Origin of the sequence: Sphingomicrobium sediminis (genome assembly GCF_023805295.1) — a bacterium.
In the GTDB taxonomy this organism is placed as follows: Bacteria; Pseudomonadota; Alphaproteobacteria; order Sphingomonadales; family Sphingomonadaceae; genus Sphingomicrobium; species Sphingomicrobium sediminis.
Window position 1 is genome coordinate 233,759 of sequence record NZ_JAMSHT010000001.1, and the last position, 23,400, is coordinate 257,158.

23 protein-coding genes are annotated in these 23,400 nt (G+C 63.6%); 9 read left to right on the top strand and 14 right to left on the bottom strand.

All coding sequences use genetic code 11. The features are described 5' to 3' along the window. Positions 1-15 precede the first annotated feature (15 nt). Genes NDO55_RS01120 through NDO55_RS01140 form a run of 5 tightly spaced genes read left to right on the top strand, consistent with a single transcriptional unit; the run spans position 16 to position 4,835 of the window. Positions 16-918, top strand: coding sequence for a UDP-2,3-diacylglucosamine diphosphatase (locus NDO55_RS01120; protein WP_252111604.1), 903 nt, complete (start codon positions 16-18; stop codon positions 916-918). After that, complete coding sequence (locus NDO55_RS01125) at positions 915-2,048, top strand: glycosyltransferase family 4 protein (RefSeq protein ID WP_252111606.1); 1,134 nt, start codon at positions 915-917, stop codon at positions 2,046-2,048. Before NDO55_RS01120 ends, NDO55_RS01125 begins: the two co-directional genes overlap by 4 nt. A 45-nt stretch (positions 2,049-2,093) precedes the next feature. Then, positions 2,094-3,227 carry a 3-oxoacyl-[acyl-carrier-protein] synthase III C-terminal domain-containing protein gene (locus NDO55_RS01130; RefSeq protein ID WP_252111608.1) on the top strand — a complete coding sequence of 378 codons (1,134 nt, stop codon included), beginning with the start codon at positions 2,094-2,096 and terminating at the stop codon, positions 3,225-3,227. Continuing rightward, on the top strand, positions 3,224-3,913 hold the full coding sequence (locus tag NDO55_RS01135; protein WP_252111610.1) for an iron-containing redox enzyme family protein: 690 nt from the start codon (positions 3,224-3,226) through the stop codon (positions 3,911-3,913). Before NDO55_RS01130 ends, NDO55_RS01135 begins: the two co-directional genes overlap by 4 nt. Next, positions 3,906-4,835 carry a DUF6999 family protein gene (locus NDO55_RS01140; protein WP_252111612.1) on the top strand — a complete coding sequence of 310 codons (930 nt, stop codon included), beginning with the start codon at positions 3,906-3,908 and terminating at the stop codon, positions 4,833-4,835. Before NDO55_RS01135 ends, NDO55_RS01140 begins: the two co-directional genes overlap by 8 nt. On the opposite strand, the gene NDO55_RS01145 is transcribed toward NDO55_RS01140, so the two are convergent. From NDO55_RS01145 to NDO55_RS01180, 8 genes are all read right to left on the bottom strand, one after another. Beyond that, positions 4,832-6,334 (bottom strand): TadA family conjugal transfer-associated ATPase, encoded by a 1,503-nt coding sequence (locus NDO55_RS01145; RefSeq protein WP_252111614.1) that lies wholly within the window; start codon positions 6,332-6,334, stop codon positions 4,832-4,834. The two genes, NDO55_RS01140 and NDO55_RS01145, sit on opposite strands and share 4 nt — an antisense overlap. Before the next feature lie 178 nt (positions 6,335-6,512). Continuing rightward, positions 6,513-6,770 (bottom strand): ATP synthase F1 subunit epsilon, encoded by a 258-nt coding sequence (locus NDO55_RS01150; protein WP_252115492.1) that lies wholly within the window; start codon positions 6,768-6,770, stop codon positions 6,513-6,515. Continuing rightward, positions 6,770-6,958, bottom strand: coding sequence for a glutathione S-transferase (locus NDO55_RS01155; RefSeq protein ID WP_252111616.1), 189 nt, complete (start codon positions 6,956-6,958; stop codon positions 6,770-6,772). Before NDO55_RS01155 ends, NDO55_RS01150 begins: the two co-directional genes overlap by 1 nt. Positions 6,959-6,964: 6 nt before the next feature. Beyond that, positions 6,965-8,425, bottom strand: a complete 1,461-nt coding sequence (gene atpD, locus NDO55_RS01160) for a F0F1 ATP synthase subunit beta (protein WP_252111617.1) — start codon at positions 8,423-8,425, stop codon at positions 6,965-6,967. 23 nt (positions 8,426-8,448) lie between these two features. Continuing rightward, positions 8,449-9,327, bottom strand: a complete 879-nt coding sequence (locus NDO55_RS01165; protein WP_252111619.1) for a F0F1 ATP synthase subunit gamma — start codon at positions 9,325-9,327, stop codon at positions 8,449-8,451. Between the two features lie 9 nt (positions 9,328-9,336). Next, entirely contained in the window at positions 9,337-10,866 is a 1,530-nt protein-coding gene (gene atpA / locus NDO55_RS01170) for a F0F1 ATP synthase subunit alpha (RefSeq protein WP_252111621.1), read from the bottom strand. 2 nt (positions 10,867-10,868) lie between these two features. Beyond that, entirely contained in the window at positions 10,869-11,423 is a 555-nt protein-coding gene (locus NDO55_RS01175; RefSeq protein WP_341869957.1) for a F0F1 ATP synthase subunit delta, read from the bottom strand. A gap of 195 nt (positions 11,424-11,618) precedes the next feature. Beyond that, positions 11,619-12,125, bottom strand: coding sequence for a GNAT family N-acetyltransferase (locus tag NDO55_RS01180; RefSeq protein ID WP_252111625.1), 507 nt, complete (start codon positions 12,123-12,125; stop codon positions 11,619-11,621). A gap of 71 nt (positions 12,126-12,196) precedes the next feature. Here NDO55_RS01180 and NDO55_RS01185 point away from each other — a divergent pair, with 71 nt between their 5' ends. The 3 genes from NDO55_RS01185 to NDO55_RS01195 are packed head-to-tail and all read left to right on the top strand — an operon-like array spanning position 12,197 to position 14,783. Next, positions 12,197-13,006, top strand: coding sequence for an alpha/beta hydrolase (locus NDO55_RS01185; protein ID WP_252111627.1), 810 nt, complete (start codon positions 12,197-12,199; stop codon positions 13,004-13,006). Then, positions 13,003-13,524: a methylated-DNA--[protein]-cysteine S-methyltransferase gene (locus NDO55_RS01190; RefSeq protein ID WP_252111629.1), complete on the top strand. Its 522-nt coding sequence runs from the start codon at positions 13,003-13,005 to the stop codon at positions 13,522-13,524. The genes NDO55_RS01185 and NDO55_RS01190 overlap by 4 nt, the downstream gene beginning before the upstream one ends. Positions 13,525-13,562: 38 nt before the next feature. Then, a complete protein-coding gene (locus NDO55_RS01195; protein WP_252111631.1) occupies positions 13,563-14,783 on the top strand; it encodes a sulfotransferase family protein in 1,221 nt (406 codons plus the stop codon). On the opposite strand, the gene NDO55_RS01200 is transcribed toward NDO55_RS01195, so the two are convergent. The 5 genes from NDO55_RS01200 to NDO55_RS01220 form a co-directional block, all read right to left on the bottom strand. Next, complete coding sequence (locus tag NDO55_RS01200) at positions 14,780-16,330, bottom strand: cryptochrome/photolyase family protein (protein WP_252111633.1); 1,551 nt, start codon at positions 16,328-16,330, stop codon at positions 14,780-14,782. The genes NDO55_RS01195 and NDO55_RS01200 overlap by 4 nt on opposite strands. 40 nt (positions 16,331-16,370) lie before the next feature. Further along, positions 16,371-18,008 carry a DUF1570 domain-containing protein gene (locus NDO55_RS01205; protein ID WP_252111635.1) on the bottom strand — a complete coding sequence of 546 codons (1,638 nt, stop codon included), beginning with the start codon at positions 18,006-18,008 and terminating at the stop codon, positions 16,371-16,373. 94 nt (positions 18,009-18,102) lie between these two features. Then, positions 18,103-20,265, bottom strand: coding sequence for a primosomal protein N' (locus NDO55_RS01210; protein WP_252111637.1), 2,163 nt, complete (start codon positions 20,263-20,265; stop codon positions 18,103-18,105). Further along, a complete protein-coding gene (gene purC, locus NDO55_RS01215) occupies positions 20,266-21,057 on the bottom strand; it encodes a phosphoribosylaminoimidazolesuccinocarboxamide synthase (protein WP_252111639.1) in 792 nt (263 codons plus the stop codon). A gap of 112 nt (positions 21,058-21,169) precedes the next feature. Continuing rightward, the gene (locus NDO55_RS01220) at positions 21,170-22,075 is read right to left on the bottom strand and encodes a DUF4349 domain-containing protein (protein WP_252111641.1); all 906 of its coding nucleotides are present in this window, start codon (positions 22,073-22,075) and stop codon (positions 21,170-21,172) included. A gap of 139 nt (positions 22,076-22,214) precedes the next feature. On the opposite strand from NDO55_RS01220, the gene NDO55_RS01225 reads away from it, so the two are divergent. After that, complete coding sequence (locus tag NDO55_RS01225) at positions 22,215-22,712, top strand: DUF2939 domain-containing protein (RefSeq protein WP_252111643.1); 498 nt, start codon at positions 22,215-22,217, stop codon at positions 22,710-22,712. A 2-nt stretch (positions 22,713-22,714) separates the two neighbouring features. Here the strand turns inward: NDO55_RS01225 and NDO55_RS01230 are convergent, their stop codons facing one another. Next, entirely contained in the window at positions 22,715-23,344 is a 630-nt protein-coding gene (locus NDO55_RS01230) for a hypothetical protein (RefSeq protein ID WP_252111644.1), read from the bottom strand. Positions 23,345-23,400 lie beyond the last annotated feature (56 nt).

The window sequence follows — 23,400 nt, forward strand, 5'->3', positions numbered from 1 at the left end:
AGGAGGCACGACACTATGTCCCAGGCCGCTTCGGATAAGTTACTGCGTGAAAAGGGCGAAATGTTCGCCGAGTGGCTCAAGGAGCCGCCAGGGCCGAGAAGTTTTCGCCCGCGCCTCAACTACCGCACGATTTTTATTTCGGACACGCATCTCGGCACGTCGGGCTGCAATGCCGAATTGCTGCACGATTTCCTGCGTTCGGTCGATTGCGACACGCTCTACCTCGTCGGCGACATCATCGACGGCTGGCGCCTCAAGAAAGGCTGGTACTGGCCGCCGCGGCACAATGATGTCGTGCGCACCGTGCTCAAACATGCTCAACGCGGTACGCGCGTCGTGTTCATCCCGGGCAATCATGATGAGCTGTTCCGCGACTATATCGGCCTCTCGCTCGGCGGGATCGAGCTTGCCTATGACGAGATTCATGTCACCGCCGACGGGCGAAAATTGTGGGTCCTGCACGGCGACCAGTTCGACGGGGTCGTGGTCTACCACAAGTGGCTCGCCTATCTTGGCGACCACGCCTACGGCGCGCTGCTCAAGCTGAACGTCTGGGTTAATCGCGCGCGCCGCCTGTTCGGCAAGCCCTATTGGTCGCTGTCCGCCTATCTCAAGCTCAAGGTGAAGAACGCCGTCGCTTATATTGGCGAGTTCGAGAAGGTGGTCGCGGAGGCCGCCGCCGAGAAGGGCGTGGACGGCGTGGTTTGCGGCCATATCCATCATGCCGAGATCCGCCAGATCGGCGACATCACCTACTATAATGACGGCGACTGGGTCGAGAGCTGCACGGCGCTGGTCGAGGATTTCGACGGCAAGCTCTCGATCGTCAATTGGGCTGAGCGCAAGGCGGCGGAGGCCGACGCAACCAAGGCCGGCAGCGCGGTGCCGGCGCTGGAAGGACAGGCGCTACCGGCATGACCTTGTTGTTGGTCACCGATGCTTGGCATCCCCAGGTCAACGGCGTCGTGCGTGCGCTCGACCTGACGATGACGCACCTGCACGCCAAGGGTATGGACGTAGAGCTGATCGCGCCCGACCAGTATCGCACCATCCCATGCCCGACCTATCCGGAAATTCGCCTCGCCATGGTCCGCTATCGCACCATCGCCAAGCGGATCGATGCGCTACGCGACCGGCTCACCCACGTGCATATCGCGACCGAAGGACCGTTGGGCCAGAAGGTGCGAAAATATTGCCGTCGGCATGGCCTGGCCTTCACCACCAGCTTCCACACCCGCTTTCCCGATTATCTGGCATTGCGCAGCTGGATCCACGCCGACTGGATCTGGCCCATGATGGCGCGCTTCCACAATGGCGGGGCGTGTACCATGGTCGCCACCGAGCGGCTGGGTAACGAGCTTAGCGGGCGCGGTTTCGCGAAGACCCACCGCTGGCCGCTGGGCGTCGACACCGCCCTCTTCACCCATTACGGGCCCTCTCATCCGGCTTTCGAGGGCATGGCTCGTCCGATCCGCCTCTATGTCGGCCGTGTCGCGATCGAGAAGAACCTCGAAGCGCTGCTGGAACTGCCGCAGAAGGGCATCACGGTCATTGTCGGCGGCGGGCCGGATTTCGAATTGCTCAGCAAGCGCTATCCCAATGCGGTCTTCCTTGGCCCCAAACATGGCGAAGAACTGGCCAGCCTCTATCGCGGCGCGGATTTCTTCGTCTTCCCGAGCAGGTCCGAGACGTTCGGGCTGGTGATGATCGAGGCGCTGGCCTGCGGAACGCCCGTAGCGGCTTTCCCTGTGCAGGGGCCTATCGATATTATCGGTCCACAGGACAAAGGCATCCATCGCGGTCGCCGCCCCATCGGAGCGCTTGATGAGCACCTCGGGGCAGCGATCCACAAGGCGTTGAGGGTCGACGCGGCAGATTGCGTTGCGGAGGCGTCGCATTATGCGTGGGATGCCTGCACGGATCGCTTCGTTGCCGGGCTGGTCACGCTCGATGGAGAGACTCCCGCGCTGGCTGCCTCGCCGTCTTCCGAGCGGGCACAGCGCCTCGCGCCGCGGCCACGAAACCGTCCATCGCCGATCGCCGCCTGAACGGTCCTACTTGCCCAAACATCGGGGCGATCCTACCTCTCGCATATGCGGGACGCGTACATTACCGGGGCCGGCCAGTTCCTGCCGGGGGATCCAGTCGATAACAGCCGGATGATCGGGCATATCGGTCGCCTGTCGCCGCGCGCCGAGCGATTGGGGCGGCTCGTGCTGCGCCAGAATGGCATCAAGACGCGCCACTATGCGATGCGGCCCGACGGCACGACCGACTGGACCGTCGCCAAGATGGCCGCTGAAGCGGTGGGCGCCGCGCTCGATGATGCGGGTCTGGACCGCAAAGCCGCGACCTACCTGGCTGCCGCAACCACCCAAAACGACTTTCTCGTCCCCGGTTTCGCTAGCGGCGTGCACGCGGCCTCGGGCCTCGGCCCCATTGAACTGGCCAGCCACCAGAGCGTTTGCGCCAGCGCGATGATGGCCTTCAAATCGGCCTGGCTCAATGTGCGCGCGGGCGAACATGACGCCGCACTCGCCGTCGGCGGCGAATTCTCCAGCCGCTATTTCCGTCCCGATCATTATCGCGGCACGGCGACGGTCGAGGCTGATGACACCTTGCCGGGCGATGCCGAATTCCTGCGCTGGACATTGAGCGATGGCGCCGCAGCGATCGTCATCGAGCCCGAGCGCCCTCGAAAGGGCCTCAGCCTGCGCATCGACTGGTTTTCGCTGCGCTCCTTTGCCGATCGCTTCGCGCCCTGCATGACCGGCGGCGCGGTGCTTGGCGAGGACGAGATCACGCCATGGAGCCACTTGCCGGGCAAGGCCGCAGGCGAGGGCGCCTTCCAGCTGCGCCAAGACGTCGATGCGCTCTATCGCATGCTGCCGGTCTGGATGGGGGATTTCCTGCGCCAAGTCGACGAGGGCAGGGTGGTGCCGGACGAGGTCGATTGGTTCCTTTGCCACTTCTCGGCCAAGAGCCTGCGCGACGAGATGGTGCGCCTCGCCACGAAGGCGGGGGCGATGATCCCGGAAGAGCGCTGGTTCACCAATCTCTACGACAAGGGCAATGTCGGGGCGGCCTCCATCTATCTGTTAATCGACGATTTTCTGAAGTCGGGTCGTGCTCGGCCGGGGCAGAAAATCCTGTGCGCGGTGCCCGAAAGCGGGCAATGTATCATGGCTTTTGCGGGAATGACCGTGATGGCGGGGAGGGACGAGTGAACGAGCATTCACCTATGGCGACCGATTGGGAAGCGACGACGCATCGCCGCCTTGCGCAGGTCTGGATCGACTTCGAAAGCGCGCTCGTCCAGGTGCCGGTCATCGCGCGGCTTCTGTCGGGCAAACTACGGCAGGAGGATTATCTCAGCCTGCTGCGCAACCTGCGCCAGCAAGTGATCGAGGGCAGCCGCTGGATTGCCTTGGCTTCCTCCAACCTCACGCCGGCGAATGAAGATTTGCGCTCGCTTTTCCTGTCCCATGCACAGGACGAGCATCGCGACTTCCGCATGCTGGAGAAGAATTACGTCGCCGCAGGCGGCGCGCTCGAGGACATCCAGTCGGCAGAGAAGAATGTCGGCTCCGAAGCGCTTTCCGGCTTCATGTATCATGCCGCGTCCAAATCCGATCCGATCGGCCTGCTCGGCGCCATGTTCATTATCGAGGGGCTGGGCAACCGCTTTGCCGGGCCATGGGCCAAGCTGGTGCGCGAGCAACTCGACCTCGGCGAGGATGCGGTCAGCTTCTTCGCCTATCATGGCGAGAATGACGAACATCATATGGAAGAGTTTGACGAGGCGGTGAAACTGGCCGCGACCGACGAGGCGTCGAGCGCCTCGATCGTCAAGCATGCCAAGGTTGTCGCGCGCCTCTATCGCCTGCAGGTCGAGGAACTGGACAATGTCTAGGCATCTGGGTGGGCGCGGCCGCGGCGACGAGGATTTCTTTGAGGCTGATGACGTGATGCATCAGCCGGTCGACCGGCGTGATCCCGATCCCTGGCTCGCGCTCTGGCTCGACAAGTCGCTGCCCTTTGCGCCGCATGCCAAGGCCGCCTTGATTCGCGACCAGCGCAGTTTTTCGCGCCAGTTCCTGCTGCCGGTGGTGCGGCCGTTCGCGAAGCTGATGATCATATTCGCGCAGTTCATTCACATGCTGACACCCAATTTCCCGCACGCGCCCAAATTCCTGCACTGGTCGATCGCGTTCGGGATGAAGCATTTCCTCACCCCCGATGCGAACATGCTGATCTTGCGTCACTTCCATTTGGGCGCGCAGATCCTGCGCTTCATTTCGGATAATGCGACGCCGGGCTTCCACCCGGAGCTGGAGCCGATGCAGCCCCAGACCTTTGCGGATGTGAAGAAGAACCTGTTCCTCAACCACGATCTCAACGTCTACAATTACGTCATCGCGCTGAACCAGGAGCTCGACCGTCGCGGCGAGGTGATCGCGAAGAAGGACAAGATCGACTATTCGGCGCTGCACGATGACATAGAGTTCGAGCCGTTCAAGAATGGGCGCCTCAACCTCATTGACCTGCAGACCGCGATCGAAATCTATACGCCGGCCTACGCGATGCTGCTCACCGACCGCGACTTCTGGCGCGCCGCCAATTCATTGCAGCTGGACGAGACGATCGGGCTCTATTGCGCGCGGCTGACGGGCGAGGAAAAGCATCTGGCCATGGTCAACAACCGCCACCCTCTGGTGCCGCATTCGACCCTGCAGGCAGGATATCGCCTGATGCTCCACGGCCTGTCGACCGAGGTGCTTCACGGTTTCCTGATGCAGCTGAAGGCCCGTGACGAGGCCCGGCAAGCCGCCTAGAGGCAGGCCTCGAGATAGGGCTGGTCGAAGCCGAACTGCTTGGCCTTGTCCATCGTGTAGGGACGCAGGCCCATCGACGCATATTCGCCGATGATTTTTCCTTCGGCGGTCTCGTCATGATATTCGAACTTGAACAGTTCCTGGGTGACGATGACGTCGCCTTCCATCCCGATGACTTCGGTGATGTTGGTCGTACGGCGCGAACCGTCGCGAAGACGCTTCACCTGCACGATGAGGTCGACCGAGTCCGCAATCTGGCGCGAAATGGCTTCCTTCGGGATCTTGATGTCGCCCATCATCACCATGTTCTCCATACGCGCCAGGCATTCGCGCGGGCTGTTGGAGTGAAGCGTCGCCATCGAGCCATCGTGGCCCGTGTTCATGGCGGCCAGGAGGTCGAAACATTCCTGGCCACGAATTTCGCCCAGGATGATGCGGTCGGGACGCATACGCAGCGCGTTGATGACGAGGTCGCGAATGCTGATCGCGCCCTGGCCCTCGAGGTTCGCCGGACGCGTTTCCAGCGGCAGCCAGTGCGGCTGCTGCAGGCGAAGTTCGGCGGCGTCTTCGATGGTGATCACACGCTCGCCCGGGTCGATCATCTTCGACAAGGCGTTGAGCATGGTGGTCTTACCCGAACCGGTACCGCCTGAAATGACGATGTTCATGCGGCTTGCGCCGGCAATCTTGAGCACCGTCGCCATCTTTTCCGACATCGACCCGAAACCGCGCATCATGTCGATGGTGATCGGCTTGTCGGAGAATTTACGAATCGAGATCGCCGTGCCCTTCAAGGACAGCGGCGGGATGATCACGTTCACACGCGAACCATCCTTCAAGCGGGCATCGGCCAGCGGCGTGGTCTGGTCGACGCGGCGGCCAACCTGGTTCACGATGCGCTGTGCGATCTGGAAGAGATGCTCTTCGTCGCGGAACTGGATCTTCGACAGTTCCAGCTTACCCTTGCGCTCGATGAAGGTCTGGTCGGGCCCGTTGACCATGATATCCGAGACCGCCGGGTCGGCCAGCAGCTCTTCGAGCGGGCCGAGGCCGAGCAGCTCGTCGACCAGCACCTTTTCCAGCGCGAACTGCTCGCGGCGGTTGAGGGTGATTTTGAGCTCGGCGAGCACTTCGGAAATGATCGGACGGAATTCTTCGGCCAGCTCGTCCTTGCCGAGCGTGGCGGCGGCTTCCGGGTCGACGCGCTCGAGCAGGCGCGGTAGGACCTGGTCCTTGATCTTGTTGACGCTGGCCTCGAAGCCTTCGGCCTTATCTTCCTTCGCGTCCTCGTTGTTCATGCGCTTGTTGAGCTTGTCCATGGCGGACAGGCTCGCGGCACCACCACCCGACGGGGTCGGCGTCTCGACTTCCTCTACGGGCGGAAACTGTTCGCTATCGGTCTCGTCTGCCTTGGGCGCAGCGCCGCCCTTCATCGGGCTGGCGACACCAAAACTCGGGCGCGCTCCACCGGCATTTCCTCGCTTACCAAAGGCGTTCATCGGGCTTTCCCCATTGAGATTCGATCCGAAGTGAAATGGGTAAATGACACGCAAACTTTTAGAAAAAGCTAATGCGCGTCAGTTTTGCGCCGATGCCGGTCCTGAACGAAGGACAAGAAAAAACCGCCCGCCACAGGGTCGTGACGGACGGTCGATCCATTCAGGTAGTGAAGGGGGCCTAGGCCTCGGCCTTCTCCGCCAGCACGGTAAGGCCATTGTCGCCGACCTCGGCGAAACCGCCGGACACGGCGATGCGCTCGGGCTCGCCGCCAGCTGCATTGAAAATCTCGATGGCGCCGTCCTTTAGCGTCGTCATGAACGGCGCATGGCCTTCCATCACGCCGAAATCACCCTCGACACCAGGCACCACGACCATGTGCACTTCGTCTGAGCGGACGAGCTTCTCAGGTGTTACCAGTTCGAATTTCAAGGCCATCATACGATCCCGTCTATCACCGTGTCGAAGTTGGACACGGCCTTTTCAAACTTGTCCCGGCAACCCGGGTTGCAGAAGCCGACGACATGGCCCTTGTAGCGGGTCAGGCTGTCGGCCTGCACCGGGTCGCCCGACCAAGGGCAGACCCGGTTCACGCAATCTTCAAGGCGAAGCTGTTCCTCGCCCATGAAGACTTAGGCGTCTTCCGCCATCTTCTCGGCCTTGGCGACCGCATCCTCGATGCCGCCGACCATGTAGAAGGCGCCTTCGGGGAGGTGGTCATATTCGCCGTCGACGACCGCCTTGAACGACTTGATCGTATCTTCGAGCTGGACGAACTGGCCGGGGATGCCGGTGAACACTTCGGCGACGTGGAAGGGCTGCGAAAGGAAGCGCTGGATCTTACGCGCACGCGCAACGGTCAGCTTATCTTCTTCCGAAAGCTCGTCCATGCCGAGAATGGCGATGATGTCCTGCAGCGACTTGTACTTCTGCAGGATCTCCTGGACCTTGCGAGCGGTTTCGTAATGCTCTTGGCCGACAACGCGCGGCTCGAGAACGCGGCTGGTCGAGTCCAGCGGGTCGACCGCCGGGTAGATGCCGAGTTCCGAAATGGCGCGCGACAGCGTGGTCGTGGCGTCCAAGTGAGCGAACGAGGTAGCAGGGGCAGGGTCGGTAAGGTCATCCGCGGGCACGTAGATGGCCTGGACCGAGGTGATCGAGCCCTTGTTGGTCGAGGTGATGCGTTCCTGCAGCGCGCCCATGTCGGTCGACAGGGTCGGCTGATAGCCCACCGCCGAAGGAATACGGCCGAGCAGCGCCGACACTTCCGAACCCGCCTGGGTGAAGCGGAAGATGTTGTCGACGAAGAACAGCACATCCTGACCTTCTTCATCACGGAAATATTCGGCCTGGGTGAGACCCGACAGAGCGACACGCGCACGCGCACCCGGCGGTTCGTTCATCTGGCCGAAGACCAGCGCCACCTTCGAGCCTTCGCTCGTCGGGTTGCCGTCGGCATCCTTGGCGATAACGCCGGCGTCGAGGAATTCGTGATAGAGGTCGTTACCTTCGCGAGTGCGTTCACCGACGCCCGCAAAGACCGACACACCACCGTGACCCTTGGCGATGTTGTTGATCAGTTCCTGGATGAGCACGGTCTTGCCCACACCCGCGCCGCCGAACAGGCCGATCTTGCCGCCCTTGGCGTAGGGAGCGAGAAGGTCGATGACCTTGATGCCCGTCACGAGGATGGCGGCGTCGGTCGACTGGTCGACGAAGGCCGGGGCCTCGGCGTGGATCGGCGCATGCTTGTCGCTACCGATGGGGCCGCGCTCGTCGATCGGCTCGCCGGTCACGTTCATGATGCGGCCGAGGGTCTTGGGACCGACGGGCACTTCGATCATCGAACCGGTGGCCGAAACGTCCTGCCCGCGGGTCAGACCTTCGGTCGCATCCATCGCGATCGTGCGGACGATATTCTCGCCGAGGTGCTGGGCGACCTCGAGGACGAGGCGCTTGCCGTTATTGTCGGTCTCCAGCGCGGCGAGGATCGGCGGCAGTTCGCCGGTGAATTCGACGTCGACGACGGCGCCGATGACCTGCGCGATGCGGCCCTGGGTAGTGTTGGTTGCAGTCTTAGCAGCGGTAGCCATGGGTCTTCTTTCCTCGGCTTTCGTTAGAGCGCTTCAGCGCCCGAAATGATTTCGACAAGTTCGGTGGTGATCGCCGCCTGGCGTTGGCGGTTATATCTGATCGACAGGCGATTGATCATGTCGCCCGCATTGCGCGTCGCATTGTCCATCGCGGTCATCTGCGAGCCGTAGAAACCGGCCTGGTTTTCCAGCATCGCGCGATAGATCTGGATCGCGACATTCTTGGGCAGCAGGTCGGCAAGGATCGCTTCCTCGTCCGGCTCATACTCGACCGCGGCGCTGGCGCCTTCGGTCTCGTCGCCCTCGGCGGGCTTTACCGGGATGAGCTGGTCGACCTGCGGCACCTGGCTGAGCGTCGACTTGAACTCGGCATAGGCGAGGTGCGCAACATCGAAACGGCCGCTTTCGAAGCGGTCGATAATGTCGTCGGCAATCGCCTGGGCCTGGTCGTAGCTGACATTCTTGGTGCCCTGCGTGTCATATTCGCCGATGATCGCATCGGGGAAGAAACGGCGCAGGATCGGCTTCGACTTGCGGCCGACAATGTAGAAGTAGACGGTATTGCCGCTCTTCTGCAGTTCCTCGGCCTTCTGGCGCGCAGCCTTGGTGATGTTGGTGTTGAACGCACCGGCAAGGCCGCGATCCGAGGTCGCGACGATGATGAGATGCGTTTCATCCTTGCCCGTGCCCGCAATCAGCTTGGGGCTTTGCGGACCCACGGTGATGCGGCTCGCGAGCGAGGAGACCACGCCCGACAGGCGCGTCGCATAGGGACGACCGGCCTCGGCAAATTCGGTGGCCTTACGCAGCTTCGCAGCCGCGACCATCTTCATCGCCTTGGTGATCTTCTGGGTCGATTTGACCGAATTGATCCGGCCTTTGAGTGCCTTGAGGCTGGCCATGGTTACTCCTTAAGCGAACTGCTTGCCGAATTCGGTCAGCGCGTCGTTGAGCTTCGCCGCCGTATCGTCCTCGAGCTTCTTGGTCTCGCGGATGGTGACGAGAATGTCGTTATGATCCGACTTGAGGTACGACAGCATCGCGCTCTCGTAGCGGGTCACGTCTTCGACGGCGACGTCATCGATGAAGCCCTTGGTGCCGGCATAGATGCTGGCGACCTGGTCTTCGACCGGCATCGGCTGGAACTGCGGCTGCTTCAGGAGCTCGGTGAGGCGGGCACCGCGGGCGAGCAGCTTCTGCGTCGCCGCGTCGAGGTCCGAACCGAACTGGGCGAAGGCCGCCATTTCGCGATACTGGGCGAGCTCCAGCTTGATCGAGCCCGCAACCTTCTTCATCGCCTTGGTCTGCGCGGCCGAGCCGACGCGGCTGACCGAGAGACCGACCGAGATGGCCGGGCGGATGCCCTGGTAGAACAGGTCGGTTTCGAGGAAGATCTGGCCGTCGGTGATCGAGATCACGTTGGTCGGGATGTAGGCCGACACGTCGCCCGCCTGCGTTTCGATGATCGGCAGTGCGGTGAGCGAGCCCGAACCATTGTCTTCGTTCATCTTCGCCGCACGCTCGAGTAGGCGGGAGTGCAGGTAGAAGACGTCACCCGGATAAGCTTCGCGGCCCGGAGGACGACGCAGCAGGAGCGACATCTGGCGGTAGGCGACGGCCTGCTTCGACAGATCGTCATAGACAATGCAGGCATGCATGCCGTTGTCGCGGAAATATTCGCCCATGGCGCAGCCGGTGTACGGCGCGAGGAACTGCAGCGGGGCAGGCTCCGAGGCGGTTGCGGCGACGATGATCGAATATTCCATCGCGCCATTTTCTTCGAGCGTCTTGACGAGCTGCGCGACGGTCGAGCGCTTCTGGCCGACCGCGACATAGACGCAGTACAGCTTCTCGCTCTCATCGCCCGACGCGTTGATCGTCTTCTGGTTGATGAAGGTGTCGATGGCGACGGCCGACTTACCGGTCTGGCGGTCGCCGATGATGAGTTCGCGCTGGCCACGGCCGACGGGGACGAGCGCGTCCAACGCCTTGAGGCCGGTCTGCACCGGCTCGTGCACCGACTTCCTCGGGATGATGCCCGGTGCTTTCACTTCGACGCGGCTGCGTTCGGTATATTCGATCGGGCCCTTGCCATCGATCGGGTTGCCAAGCGCGTCGACGACGCGACCAAGAAGGCCCTTGCCGATCGGAACGTCGACGATGTCGCCGGTCCGCTTGACGGTGGAACCTTCGCTCACGCCTTGGTCCGAACCGAAGATGACGACGCCAACATTGTCATGTTCGAGGTTGAGGGCCATGCCCTTCACACCACTTTCGAACTCGACCATCTCGCCGGCCTGGACCTTGTCGAGACCATGGACACGCGCGATGCCGTCACCGACCGAGAGGACGCTACCGGTCTCGGTGACTTGCGCTTCAGCGTCGAAATTCTCGATTTCGTCGCGGATGACACGGGAAATTTCAGCGGCACGGATATCCATGTTCAGCCTTTCATCGCCTTGGCGAGGTTGTTCAATTTGGTGGCAACGGAAGCGTCGATCAGCTCGGAGCCGAGCTGGATGCGAACGCCGCCGAGAAGGTCGGGATCGACATGGGTGTCGAGGGAGACGGTGCGGCCGACGCGGCTGGTGAGCTTGTCGGACAGCGCCTTCAACTGGGCATCGGTCAGCGCGCGGGCGCTGGTGACGGTGGCGCGGGCTTCGCCGCGATGCGCGGCGACGAGCGCGTCGAACACGCGGATGGCATCACCCAGCGCGCCGATACGGCCATTGTCGGCGAGGACGCCGAGGAAGTTCTGGGTCAGCGCGTCGATCTTCAGTTCGGCGCCGATCGCCTTCATCGCCCGCAGCGCCTGGTCGCGCGAAATTGCGGGCGAATCGATCAGTGCCTGAAGGTCGTCCGACTGGTCGAGCGCGTCGCCGATCTTGTCGAGACTCGCCTTCACCGTGTCGAGGCTGCCTTTGTCGCGTGCAAGCTCGAACAAAGCGCTCGCGTAGCGCCCCGCCAAGCTGGCCTTCATGCCGCCGCTAATATCCACCTGGATGATGCTCCGGATCTACGTTGTCTTCCCATGCGAAAAGGAGAGCATCGGCATCTTCCCGAAGGCCGGGAAAAGTCGAGCCCCCCTCATGGGTTGGCGCGCCCCTAGCAAGCGTGCCCGCGCGATGCAAGGCGTCCCTTCGGCTTTTGCGGCAGGGCGCGCGGCGATCATGGAGGGGCGCGCCGCTGCGCGTCAGATTTCGCGCGTGAGAAAGACGGTGAAATCGGTCGGACGATAGTCGGAAAACGGCCCGCATTCGACAAAGCCGGCGCTGCGATAAAGCGCGAGCGCCGGCGCGAACATCTCGTCATTGCCCGTTTCCAGATAAAGTCGCGTCATCTCTTCATCGCGCGCACGCGAGGTGAGGGCATGGAGCATCGCGCGTCCCGCACCGGTCCCGCGCGCCGAATCGGTGGCCCGCATCGATTTGATTTCGCCATGGCCGGGCTCGAGCCGCCGCAGCGCGCCGACCGCGCGCAATTCGCCGCTTTGGCCGCGCAGCGACAGGAAGATGATGTCGGGACGATCGAGGCTATCGGCGGGCATCACATGGCAGGCCGATGGCGGCGAACCGGCGCGCATCTCCCTGAAATGCTGATCGAGCAGGCTGCGCACGTCCGTGCGATCGAGTTCGCCTTCATGGATACTGTGCGGCTCCTGCATTTCTTCAAGGTTGGGGATGGGCGTGCTGGCCGACAAGGCGAAAAGTTCGCATGCGTTGGTCGAACCCTGGTTGCGAAGCGCGCCGCGGGGAGCCTAACTTCGTCCCGATGCCCCGTCTTCTTCGCCTGTCGCTCATTGCAGTCCTCGTCGTACTCGGCCTCGCCTCGGCGGGCGTCGGCGCGCTCTATGCAGTGCAACGCGACCTCATCTATCCGGGCGTCGGGCGCGGGAGCCATATCTGGGACGCGCCGCCCGCCGGTTTCGACGTCATCGAGACCCGGACCGCCGATGACCTGCGTCTGCGCGCCTTCTACCGCGCCCCTGCTGACGGGGCCGACACCATCATCTATTTCCACGGCAATGGCGGCACCGCTCTTATGGCGGCGCCGATCCTTGCCGGCATTGCGGGGTCCGACCGTGGGCTGCTCCTCGTCGAATATCGTGGTTATGCGGGCAATCCCGGCAGTCCGACCGAGGACGGCCTCTATGCCGATGGCCGCGCCGCGCTCGATTTTCTCTCCGGGGAGGGGGTCGACAATGACGATCTCATCATCGGCGGTTTCTCGCTCGGCACTGGTGTCGCCAGCAAGATGGCGGACGAAGTGGGGCCCAAGGCGCTCTTCCTGCTCTCGCCCTTCACCAGCCTCGACAAGGTCGCGGCCGAGCAATTCTATCTGCCGCCGCTACGCCGCCTGGTGCACGACAAGTTCCCGACGGACGAGCGGATTGCGGATATTCCGGTCCCGCTCTTCATCGCCCATGGCAGCGCCGACGAACTGGTCCCCGACGATCACGGCCGCAGCCTCGCCGCGACACGCCCCGATGCGGAGACGCTCTGGCTCCAAGGTGCGGGACATGGCATTCCTTGGGACGGACGCCTGCAAGTCGGGCTGTCCGAATGGATCGAGGGCCTATGAGCAAGACGATCAGATATGCGAGCGTCGACAGCGCGCTCGGCCCGATGCTGGTCGCGGCGAGCGACAAAGGAGTGTGCCGCCTCTCGTTCGATGAAGCCCCCGGCGCGCTCGCAACCCTTTTTCCGGGTCATGACATCGTGCCGGATGATGGCCGCATTGCCCCATGGGTAGAGGCGGCGAGACAAAAGGTAGCATCCCCACAGGACCGTCACGATATCCCGCTTGATCGTGGCGGCACGCCGTTCCAGCGCGCCGTCTGGGACGAACTCGACAAGATCCCGGCGGGCGAAACGCGCAGCTATGGCGAGATTGCCGCAGCGCTCGGCAAGCCCGGGGCGGAGCGCGCGGTCGGCAGCGCCAACGGCGCCAACCGCATCGCCGTCCTCATCCCCTGCCACCGCGTCGTCCGCTCGGATGGCAGCCTCGGCGGCTATGCCTATGGGCTCGAGCGCAAGGCGAAGCTGCTCGAGGCCGAAGGGGCGTCCGTCGCGAAAACCCAACATTTGCTCGATTTCTAGCGTCGCCAACTCGCCTTGCACGCGCTACAGCATTGCGCATGGCAACTGTTGCGTCCGATCTTGAACAGTATCAGCCGACCGAGGAAGGCTCTCTCGGCGCGGCGCGGTTTCTCGACAAGATGCTCGGCACGCTGTGGGACAAGGGCCTGACCTGGCGCCCGACGCTCGACCCCAAGGACTTGAAGCATCACGCCATGCGTGCGGAGGATCGCGCGCCCAAGGAAGGGTGCTGGGAAGACCGTCTCGATATCCTGACGCAAGCGCTGGATGAGGAGGCGAAGCTTTCGCCGCTCGGCCGCGCCATCGCGCATGGCCAGCTGGTGCGGAAGATACGCTGCCGTATCCGCGCCGAAGCGCAATGGGCGCGTAACCCTGCCATCCGGGACCGCAAGGTTGTCGCCCCGCTCATCATCGTCGGCCAGATGCGGTCGGGGACGACGCGCCTGCATCGCCTGCTCGCGCGCGACCCGCATTTCGTTCACACGCGCGCCTATGAAACAATGATCCCGATGCCGGGCGGCGGGCGCATCGACAAGCGACCGGTCACCGCGACCGCCAACCTGCTCTTCCTGCGCACACTCAATCCGCTGCTGGCGGCGGTCCATCCCACCGGCCCTTACCAGGCGGAAGAGGAATTCGGCCTCCACGCCATGAGCATTTTCGGTGCGCAATATGAGGGGCAATGGATGGTCCCCAGCTTTGCCCGCCATTGCGAGACTTGCGACCGCACCGGCGTGTACGAGGAATTCAAGGCCGTGCTGCAAACCTTGGGCGCGGTGCGGCACGAGCCGGAGGACAAGCCCTGGGTCCTCAAGGCCCCGCAATTCACGCAGGATCTCGAAGTGCTGCACGAGGTCTTTCCCGACGCACGCTATCTCTTTCTGCACCGCGATCCGGTCTCGGTCGTCGGCTCATCGGCGAGCCTCGCCTGGCAGCAGGCGCGCGTGCAAAGCTGCAGCGCGGACCGCGATGCCATCGGTGCGGAATGGCTGCACAAGACCAAGCTGCGTCAGGACCGCCAGCGCGCCTTCCGCCAAGCGCATCCGCACGTCCCCGCGCTCGATATCCGCTTCGATCATGTCAACGAGGATTGGCGCCGCGAGATCGGCCGCGTCTACGACTTTATTGGCCGGACGCTCGACCCCGATGTCGAAGCCGCGATGGCCGACTTCCTCGCCAATTCGAAGGCGCACAAACGCCATGACTACGACATTCGCGATTTCGGCCTCGACCCTCAGGACGTCGCAAGCGCTTTCTAGTGTGCCCAGCCCTTGTCGGCGGGGTTGAGCGACTTCAGGAAATTGGCGGCGCTGTCGCGATACTCGTCCTTCTTTTCATCGCTCATCCGGTCCCAGGTCGAATAGGTCCGGCCGAGCCGATGGTTGTTTTCCAGCTTGTCGCGATTGCGGTCGAGAAAATCCCAATAGAGCGCGTTGAACGGACAGGCGCCTTCACCAGTCTTCTTGCTCACCGAATAGGCGCAGTCGCCGCAATAATTGCTCATCTTGTTGATGTAGTTGCCGCTCGCGCAATAGGGCTTGGAGGCCATTCGCCCGCCCTCGGCAAACAGGGCCATGCCGATCACGTTGGGCATCTCGACCCACTCATAGGCATCGGCATAGACGACGAGGTACCAGTCGCTGACCTGCGACGGCTTGATCCCCGCGATGAGCGCGAAATTGCCGAGCACCATGAGCCGCTGGATATGGTGCGCATAAGCATGGTCGCGCGTCGTGCGGACGGCTTCGGAGATGCAACGCATGTCGGTCTCGCCGGTCCAGTAGAAATCGGGCAAATGCCGCCGGTTGCCGAAGAAGTTTTCTTCCGCGTAGTCGGCATCCTCCCACCAGTAGATACCGCGAATATATTCGCGCCAGCCAAGGATCTGGCGGATGAACCCCTCGACTGCCTCGATCGGTGCGTGCCCGTCCTTGTAAGCCTTCTCGGCCCGCTTACAGACCTCGAGCGGGTCGAGCAGCCCGCAATTGATGCTGGTCGAGAGGAGGGCATGGTTCATGAAATCCTCGCCCTCCAGCATCGCGTCCTGCGTCGCCCCGAAGTTGGGCAAGCGATTGTCGATGAAGTCGTCCAGCGCTTCCTCGGCCTGGTTCGCCGACACCGGCCAGGCGAAGCTGTCGAGAGTGCCGAAATGGTCGCCGAACCGCTCCTCGACGAGGTCGATCACTTCGCTCGTAATGTCGTCTGGCTCGAAGGTCGGGCGGTCGGGAAACTTGGTATCCGGATCGGCGCTGTCGCGATTTTCCTTGTCGAAATTCCAGCGCTCCTCGACCGGATCGTCGCCGTCCATCAGGAGCCCGGTTTGCTTGCGCATCTCGCGATAGAAATTCTCCATCCTGAGGCCCGACTTGCCCTGCGCCCAGGCGCAGAAGGCATCGATGGTGCAGATGAAGCGCGTGTCGGGCAGAATGCGGACGGGCAGGTCGAATGTCTTCTGCCAGCCCTCTATCGCCTCCGTCACCCGCCGCTCGCCCGCTTCGACGATACGGATGCGGTCGATGTCGTGACGCTTCAGCGCGCGCTCGACCTCGCCGGTGAAGCTGCCCGAATTGTCCTCATCGTCCAGCTTCACATAATCGACCGCGAACCCGCGCTCCTCCAGCTCGGCGGCGAAATGCCGCATCGCGCTGAAGAGGAGGGCGATCTTCTGCTTGTGATGCTTGACGTAGGTCGCCTCGTCCCAGACCTCCATCATCAGGACGATGCAGCCCGACCGGTCCTCGTCCGGCAGGCTGGCAAGGTCATGGCTCAGCTGATCGCCGAGGACGGGGATGAGGGTCTTGCCCATGCCCGCCCAACAAAGGGCGGGGCGGAAGGTTCAGTCCTCCCTAAAACCGCAACGCCTCGCCGTCGCCTTCGCCATCCTCGCTATCGCCATCTTCGCCATCGCCTTCGGCCTCTTCGGGACCGGCTTCCATCTTTTCGCGATATTCGGCCGCCGCGGTGCGTGCGCCGTCGACATCGCCTTCGCGCAATTTGTCGACGATGGCATCGGCCATTTCGGCCAAGCTCGTGCCATGCGCGTCCAGTGCGATCGGGGCGAGCAGGAAGAGGGCGTCATTGGGCTTGCCATTGTTGAGCAGGAACTGCGCGACATTGAAGCGCAGGCTGCGGTCGAACGGGGCGAGCTGCACGGCGCGGATCATCCCGGCCCATGCGTCCTGCGGCACGAAGCCGTCATCCTCGACGAAACTTTCATAGTAGAGGACCAGCGGGTGCGGATCGTTGGGCGCGAGGAGGCGCGCTTCGCCGATATGGTCGCGGGCCAGCGAGAAAAGCTCGCTGCGCGTATCTTCGTCGACCGGGGCTTCCTCGTCGGTCGCCATCGCCATCGCCGCCTTGGCGCGATAGAGATGCGCATCGACCAGCTGCGGGTCGATCTCGATCGCGCGATCTGCCGCAGCGCCGGCCGCTTCATAATTGCCGACGTCGAACTCGGCCTCGGCCAAGGCGCGGAAGACCATAGCATCGTCATGGTGCAGGCGCGCGACGGTGCGCAGCGCGGTCACGACTTCTTCGGCCATTTCCTTGGTCACGCCGGCCTGCGATCGCATGTAATGCGGCATCGCAGCGGCAAAGCCGTCCGACAATTCGGTGATTTCGATGGCATCGTCATCGAGCGGCTCGATCGGCAGCTTCACGTAGGGGATACGGTGCCGTTCGGCATGCGATTTCATCTGGCCCTGCAGGCGGTCGAGATTGCCGAACGCGGCCTCGGCGGCTTCGAGTGCCGGCACGCCCTGCGCGAGCCCTGCCAGATAGGCGTTGAGCTGGCCCTGACGATCTTCGTCGAAGGTGAGGTAGTGGGTCATCACCCAGCCCCAGGCATAGATGGAGGCAACCTTGCGACCGTCGCGGCGGTCATATTCGTTGCTCAGCATTTCCTGGATCGGCATGGTCGGCAGGTAGCGGATGGCCTGCGCGCGGTGCATCGCGGCGCGGCCAATCTCGACCTCGGCATCACCCTCGTCGACCTGCGCGGTCGAGAAGAATTCGGCCCAACCCTCGCTCAGCCAGGCCGGGATGGGGCCGCTCAGGCGCTCGTACATTAGGTGGTGGGCATATTCGTGGAAGAAGATGACGTCGGCGTTGAGGCTTTCGGCCTCGCCGCTACCCGCTTCCATCGGCACGAAGGCCTGCGCGCCCGAAGCACGCGCATTGTAGAAGCCGGCAACCCCGCCGCCGCGGCCCAACTGGTCGCGAATGTCGCTCACGCGCTCGACGAAATAGACGGTCAGCTTGTTTTCGGTGGCAAGCTCGATATTGGGCACGCCGCGCGCCGAACGGACTGCGCCGTCGAACAGTTCGAGCTTGCGTGCCAGCCGCTCGATTTCACGCTCGTTCGAATCTGCATAGATGACGAAATGGGGCGTTTCTGCGCGCATCCAGTCGGCAAATGCCGGCGTTGCAGTCAGCATTGCCGTCCCCGCAGCCATCGCCGCGAGCGTCTTTTTCAAATCGACCATGAAGTCCCACCCCAAATACTAGTACCGTTACCAAACAGGAGGGCAGCCTAGGCGGCGACAACCCTCGCACGCAAGGCGTGTTGCAACATAAGTGTTAAACGAAGCTATAGGGATCGACGTCGACCGTAACGCGCACCTTGGCGGGCCAGTCGACCTTGGCGAGCCAGTCCCGGATCGCGCCCTGCACGTCGACGCGCCGCTCGGCATGGACCAGCAATCGCTGGCGGTGCCGCCCGCGCAGCATGGCGAGCGGGGCAGGGGCGGGACCGTAAATGGCGACGCCTTCCATCTCCGGACGCGCACGGCCGAGTTGATGGGCAATGAGCTTGGCGGCTTCTTCGTCCTCGCTCGAGATGATGATCGCGGCGAGCCTGCCGAATGGGGGCATGGCGGCAACGCGCCGCGCTTCGGTCTCGGCCTCGAAAAAGGCCGGCCCGTCGCCCGAGACGAGCGCCTCCATTACCGGATGATCGGGCTCGTGCGTCTGGATGAAGACGCGCCCCGGCTTGTCGCCGCGTCCGGCGCGACCAGCAACTTGGCTGACCTGCTGGAAGGTCCGCTCGGCGGCGCGCAGATCGCCGCCCTGGAGCCCCAGATCCGCATCGACCACGCCGACCAGCGTGAGGTTGGGAAAGTGATAGCCCTTGGTAACCAATTGCGTGCCGACGACGATATCGATCTCGCCCGCCTCCATGGCGCGGACGAATTCGGCGGCGCGTGCAGGGCTCCAGATCGTGTCGGAGGTGACGACCGCAACCTTGGCCTCGGGGAAGAGCGCGGCGACTTCGTCGGCGATGCGTTCGACGCCGGGGCCGCAGGCAACGAGGCTGTCTTCCTCGCCGCATTCGGGGCACTTTTCGGGCGGCGGCATGACATGGCCGCAATGGTGGCAGGCGAGCCGCGCCAGCAGGCGATGTTCGACCATCCAGGCGGTGCAATTGGGGCATTGGAACCGATGCCCGCAATTGCGGCACAAGGTCAGCGGCGCGAAGCCGCGGCGGTTGAGGAAGAGAAGGCTCTGCTCGCCCGCCTCGATATTGGTTTCCAGCTCGCGCACGAGCGTTGGGGCCAGCCATTTGCCGCGCAGCGGCGGGTCCTGCGTGAGGTCGAGCGCGTGCAATTCGGGCATTTCTGCCTCGGCATGACGCTCGGTCAGCTTCACCTCGTCATAGCGCCCGATCTCAACCATATGCTTCGTCTCGATCGCCGGCGTCGCGCTAGCCAGAACGACCGGAAATTCCTCGAAATGGCCGCGCATCACCGCGACATCGCGGGCGTGATACTGGACCCCTTCTTCCTGCTTGAAGCTGGTTTCGTGCGCCTCGTCGACGATGATGAGGCCGAGGTCGCGATAGGGGAGAAAGAGGCTGGAGCGCGCACCGACGACGACCTTGGCCGTACCCTCGGCAATAGCCCGCCAGGCGCGGCGGCGTTCGCTGGCGCGCAGGTCGCTGTGCCACGCCACCGGCGCGCAGCCGAACCGTTTCTCGAAGCGATTGAGGAAGGGCTCGGTGAGCGCGATTTCGGGCAAAAGGACGAGGACCTGCTTGCCCTGCCGCAGCGCCTCGGCGAGCGCTTCGAAATAGACTTCCGTCTTGCCCGACCCGGTCACCCCGTCTAGCAGGATGGGGTTGAAGCCGCCGCCGATCGCCTCGCGTAGCTTGGCCGCTGCGACAGCCTGTTCCTCGCGTAATTCGACGCTGGCGTGATCGGGGTCGGGCCGGGGGAAGGGGGCGTCGGCGTCGACCTCGACCGGCTCTAGCGCGCCGGCATTGACGAGCCCGCGCACCACGCCATCCGACACGCCCGCATGCGCCGCCAGCTCGCGTACGCTGCCCTGTCGTCCCTCGATGGCGGCCAGCGCCTTGGTGCGTTGCGGCGTCATGCGCGGCGGCTCGAGGCCGGTGGCGCGATATTCGATCAGTTGGCGCGGGGAAGCGAAGGCCGCGCTTGGCAGCATCATCCGCAGCACCGCCGCGATGGGCGAGCAATAATAAGTCGCCGTCCACTCGGCGAGACGGCGCAAGGGCGCCGACAAGGGCGGGACGTCGATGACGCCGAGGATCGGACGCAGGCGATTGTCGCCGACTTCCTCGGTCGGCACGCGCTCCGGTTCCCAGACGACCCCGGTCAGCTGGCGCGGGCCCAATGGTACCTGCACCATCGTGCCGGGGGGCGCCTCGACGCCGTCGGGCAGCCGGTAATCGAGCGGGCCGAGCGCCGCGTTCAGCGTGATGACGCGGACGCGGTTCAGCACTTACTGACCGTCGCGCTTCTTCTTGGCGCTGTCGAAATCGAGGACGGCGCCTTCTTCGCCTTCGCTCTCCCCGTTGAGAAGGCCGAGGCGGCGGGCGACTTCCTGATAGGCTTCGGCTTCTTCGCCGAGGTCCTGGCGGAAGCGATCCTTGTCCAATTTTTTGTTCGACTTGATGTCCCACAGGCGGCAGCTGTCGGGGCTGATCTCGTCGGCCAGGATAACGCGCGAATAATCATTTTCCCAGATACGGCCGAACTCCAGCTTGAAGTCGACGAGACGGATGCCGATCGCTGCGAACATGCCGCTCATAAAGTCGTTCACGCGGATCGCCATGTCGGCAATGTCGTTCATTTCTTCCTGGCTGGCCCAGCCGAAGCAGGCGATATGTTCGTCGGCGATCAGCGGATCACCCAACGCATCATCCTTGTAATAATATTCGATGATCGTACGCGGCAGCTGGGTACCTTCCTCGATGCCAAGACGCTTGGTGAGCGTGCCGGCGGCGACATTACGGACGACGACCTCGATCGGCACGATTTCGACCTGCCGGACCAGCTGCTCGCGCATGTTGAGACGGCGCATGAAATGGGTCGGCACGCCGATCGCGGCGAGATTGGTGAAGATATGCTCGGAAATGCGGTTGTTGAGCACACCCTTGCCGGCAATCTGGCCCTTTTTCTGGGCGTTGAAGGCGGTCGCGTCATCCTTGAAATATTGGATGATCGTGCCGGGTTCGGGACCCTCGTAGAGGATCTTCGCCTTGCCTTCGTAAATCTGCCTGCGCCGTGCCATGGAGGTTCCCGCTCTTGATGTGAGCCAGCGATATAGGCGCATGGGGCGGGTGGGGCAATCGGCGAGCGCATTCGGTTCGTCGAATGCGCCCGCCGACCCCCGCTCACGGCTGTTATTCCTTGGCTTCGGGTGCTGCCTTGCGGCGAACAGCGATGGCCGGTGCCGCGACGCGATAGGCGATCGCGAGCAGCCAGAAGATGAGCGCCAGCGGGATGACTGCGCCCGCCATCACGATGACGAATGCGATGACTTCCTGGAACAGGTAGCCGGCGGTCTTGAAGGCGCCGGCGATAGGCGATTTGTCGCCCCAGCCGGGGATGACGTCGCCCGCGCCATAATGAAAGGTCATCGGGGTTTCGGCCAGCGCGATCTCGGCCTGTTGCTCGCTGCCTTCGCTGGCGCGGAGCTGGCGTTGCAGCTGGTCGATGCGCGCGACGATGTCGCCGCGGGCGCGATTGTTCGCGCTCATGCCTTCGAGTTGTTCCTGGAGCTCGGCGATTTCGGCGCGGATGCGGGACTGAGCGCGGTTGGCGGCGTCGATGCGGGCGCCGGCGTCGGTGCCGGTAATTTCCTGTGCGACGAGCATGCCGCCTTCCTCGACCACGGCGCCGGTGGCTTGCTTGCCGAAATCGCGGGCGCGTTCGGGGGCGAGCTTGACGGCGAGGCTGGCGCTGATGCGGTTCTCGTCACGCAGATTGTAGCGCAGGCCGACGATGCGGCATTGGTCGACGCCCAGTTCCTCGCAGGCCGCGGCGTGGCGTTCGACGAGGGTTTCGATCTTGGGGCCGTCGAGGCGGTAGGCATAGCGATAGTCGAAGGCGACGCCGGGGGCGGCGGTGACGGAGACGTCGGGGCCGGCGCCGCGCATGTCGGCGAAAGCGCTGTCTTCGCTCGCGGCGAATTCGGGGACGGCTTCGGCGGCGGATTCCTCGTATTCGTAGGAACCGCGTTCGGTGCCGCAGGCCATGGCGGTGCCGGCGAGCAGCGCGATGGCGGCGATCTTCCATATGTTGGTCATGATGGTTGCTTCCCTTTGTCGTTAGCTGACATCGGAAAGCTACGGGGGTCGCCGCGGGGCGGATGCTTTTTGCCGCTTGCGCGCTGGCAAAGTCGCTGGTCTAGTCGGCGCGAAATTCCATCGAAGGGTCACGCGTCACATGAAGAAGATCATCGCCATCCTCGTCGTCCTCGCCATCGCGGCGGGGGCATGGTTCTACGCCACGCCGTGGATGACCCTGAAATCGATCCGCGATGCGGCGGTGGCGGGCGATGCCGACGGGGTCAGCGAGCATGTCGACTATGAAGCGCTGCGCGCCGACATGAAGGACGAGATCATGGCTGCCGCGCAGGCCGAACAGGGCGTCGGCGCGGAATTGAGCGGGGCGCTCATGGAAGCAGTGATCAGCCCGATGATCGACCAGGTGGTGACCCCTGAAGCGCTCGCAGTAGCGTTCGCCGAGGCCGAGCGCGCCGAGGATGCACCGCTCCCCGCGCTGGACGGCGAAGTGGAGATCGACCGCCAGGGCCTCAACGGCTTCATCGTGCGCTCGAAAGACGATCCGGGGCAGGCCGGGTTCGAGTTCAAGCGCGACGGCCTCGGCTGGAAGCTGGTCGGCGTCGAACTCCCTGAAGCGCCGGGCGCATCAGCCCAATAAGTTTATAAATTTAACGGTGGGTCGTCGCGCTCTTCGCTGGCGGTGAAGGCGGCGATGCGGGCTTCGGCTTCGGCGAGGCTGTGGGTTTCGACCAGAGCGGGGCGGGTGCTGTGGACGGCCTCGAACCGTTCTTCGGTATCGCTCGAGGACAGGCAGGTGCGTGCCAGCTCGCGATCGTCGATGGCGACGGCGTCGAGGAAGGTGGCCCAGACGGGGATGAGATGCTGCCAATGATGGTAGGCCTCGCCGGTCTTGAAGGCCCAACCGGCGGCGCGGCGGCGGGCGTCGAGGCGGGTGAGGACCTGCATGGCGAGGCGGTTGTCATGCCCCTCTTTCACGATCTCGCCCGTATCGGCATCGCGACGCATATGTGCGGTGACGCCGAGGACCGCGCGTTCGTAGAGCGCATCGGCCAGCGGTTGGCGTGCCAGTTCCAATGCGGCCTCCCACCCCGCCGCGAAATATTCGTCGCGGTTGCGCCAGCCATAGGCGGTGGGCGGCGACACCCCGACATGCCGCGCCGCCGCGGTCACGACCGCCCCCTCGGCCAGCCGCGCGAGGAAGAAAGCGCGGCGGATCGGCGAAAAGCCGTCGGACCGCGCACGGGGAAGGGCAATGGGGTTCTCACTCATGGGACCACAATAACCCATTTGGTTTGTGTAGGAAAACGCGACGCGCCGAGGATAGC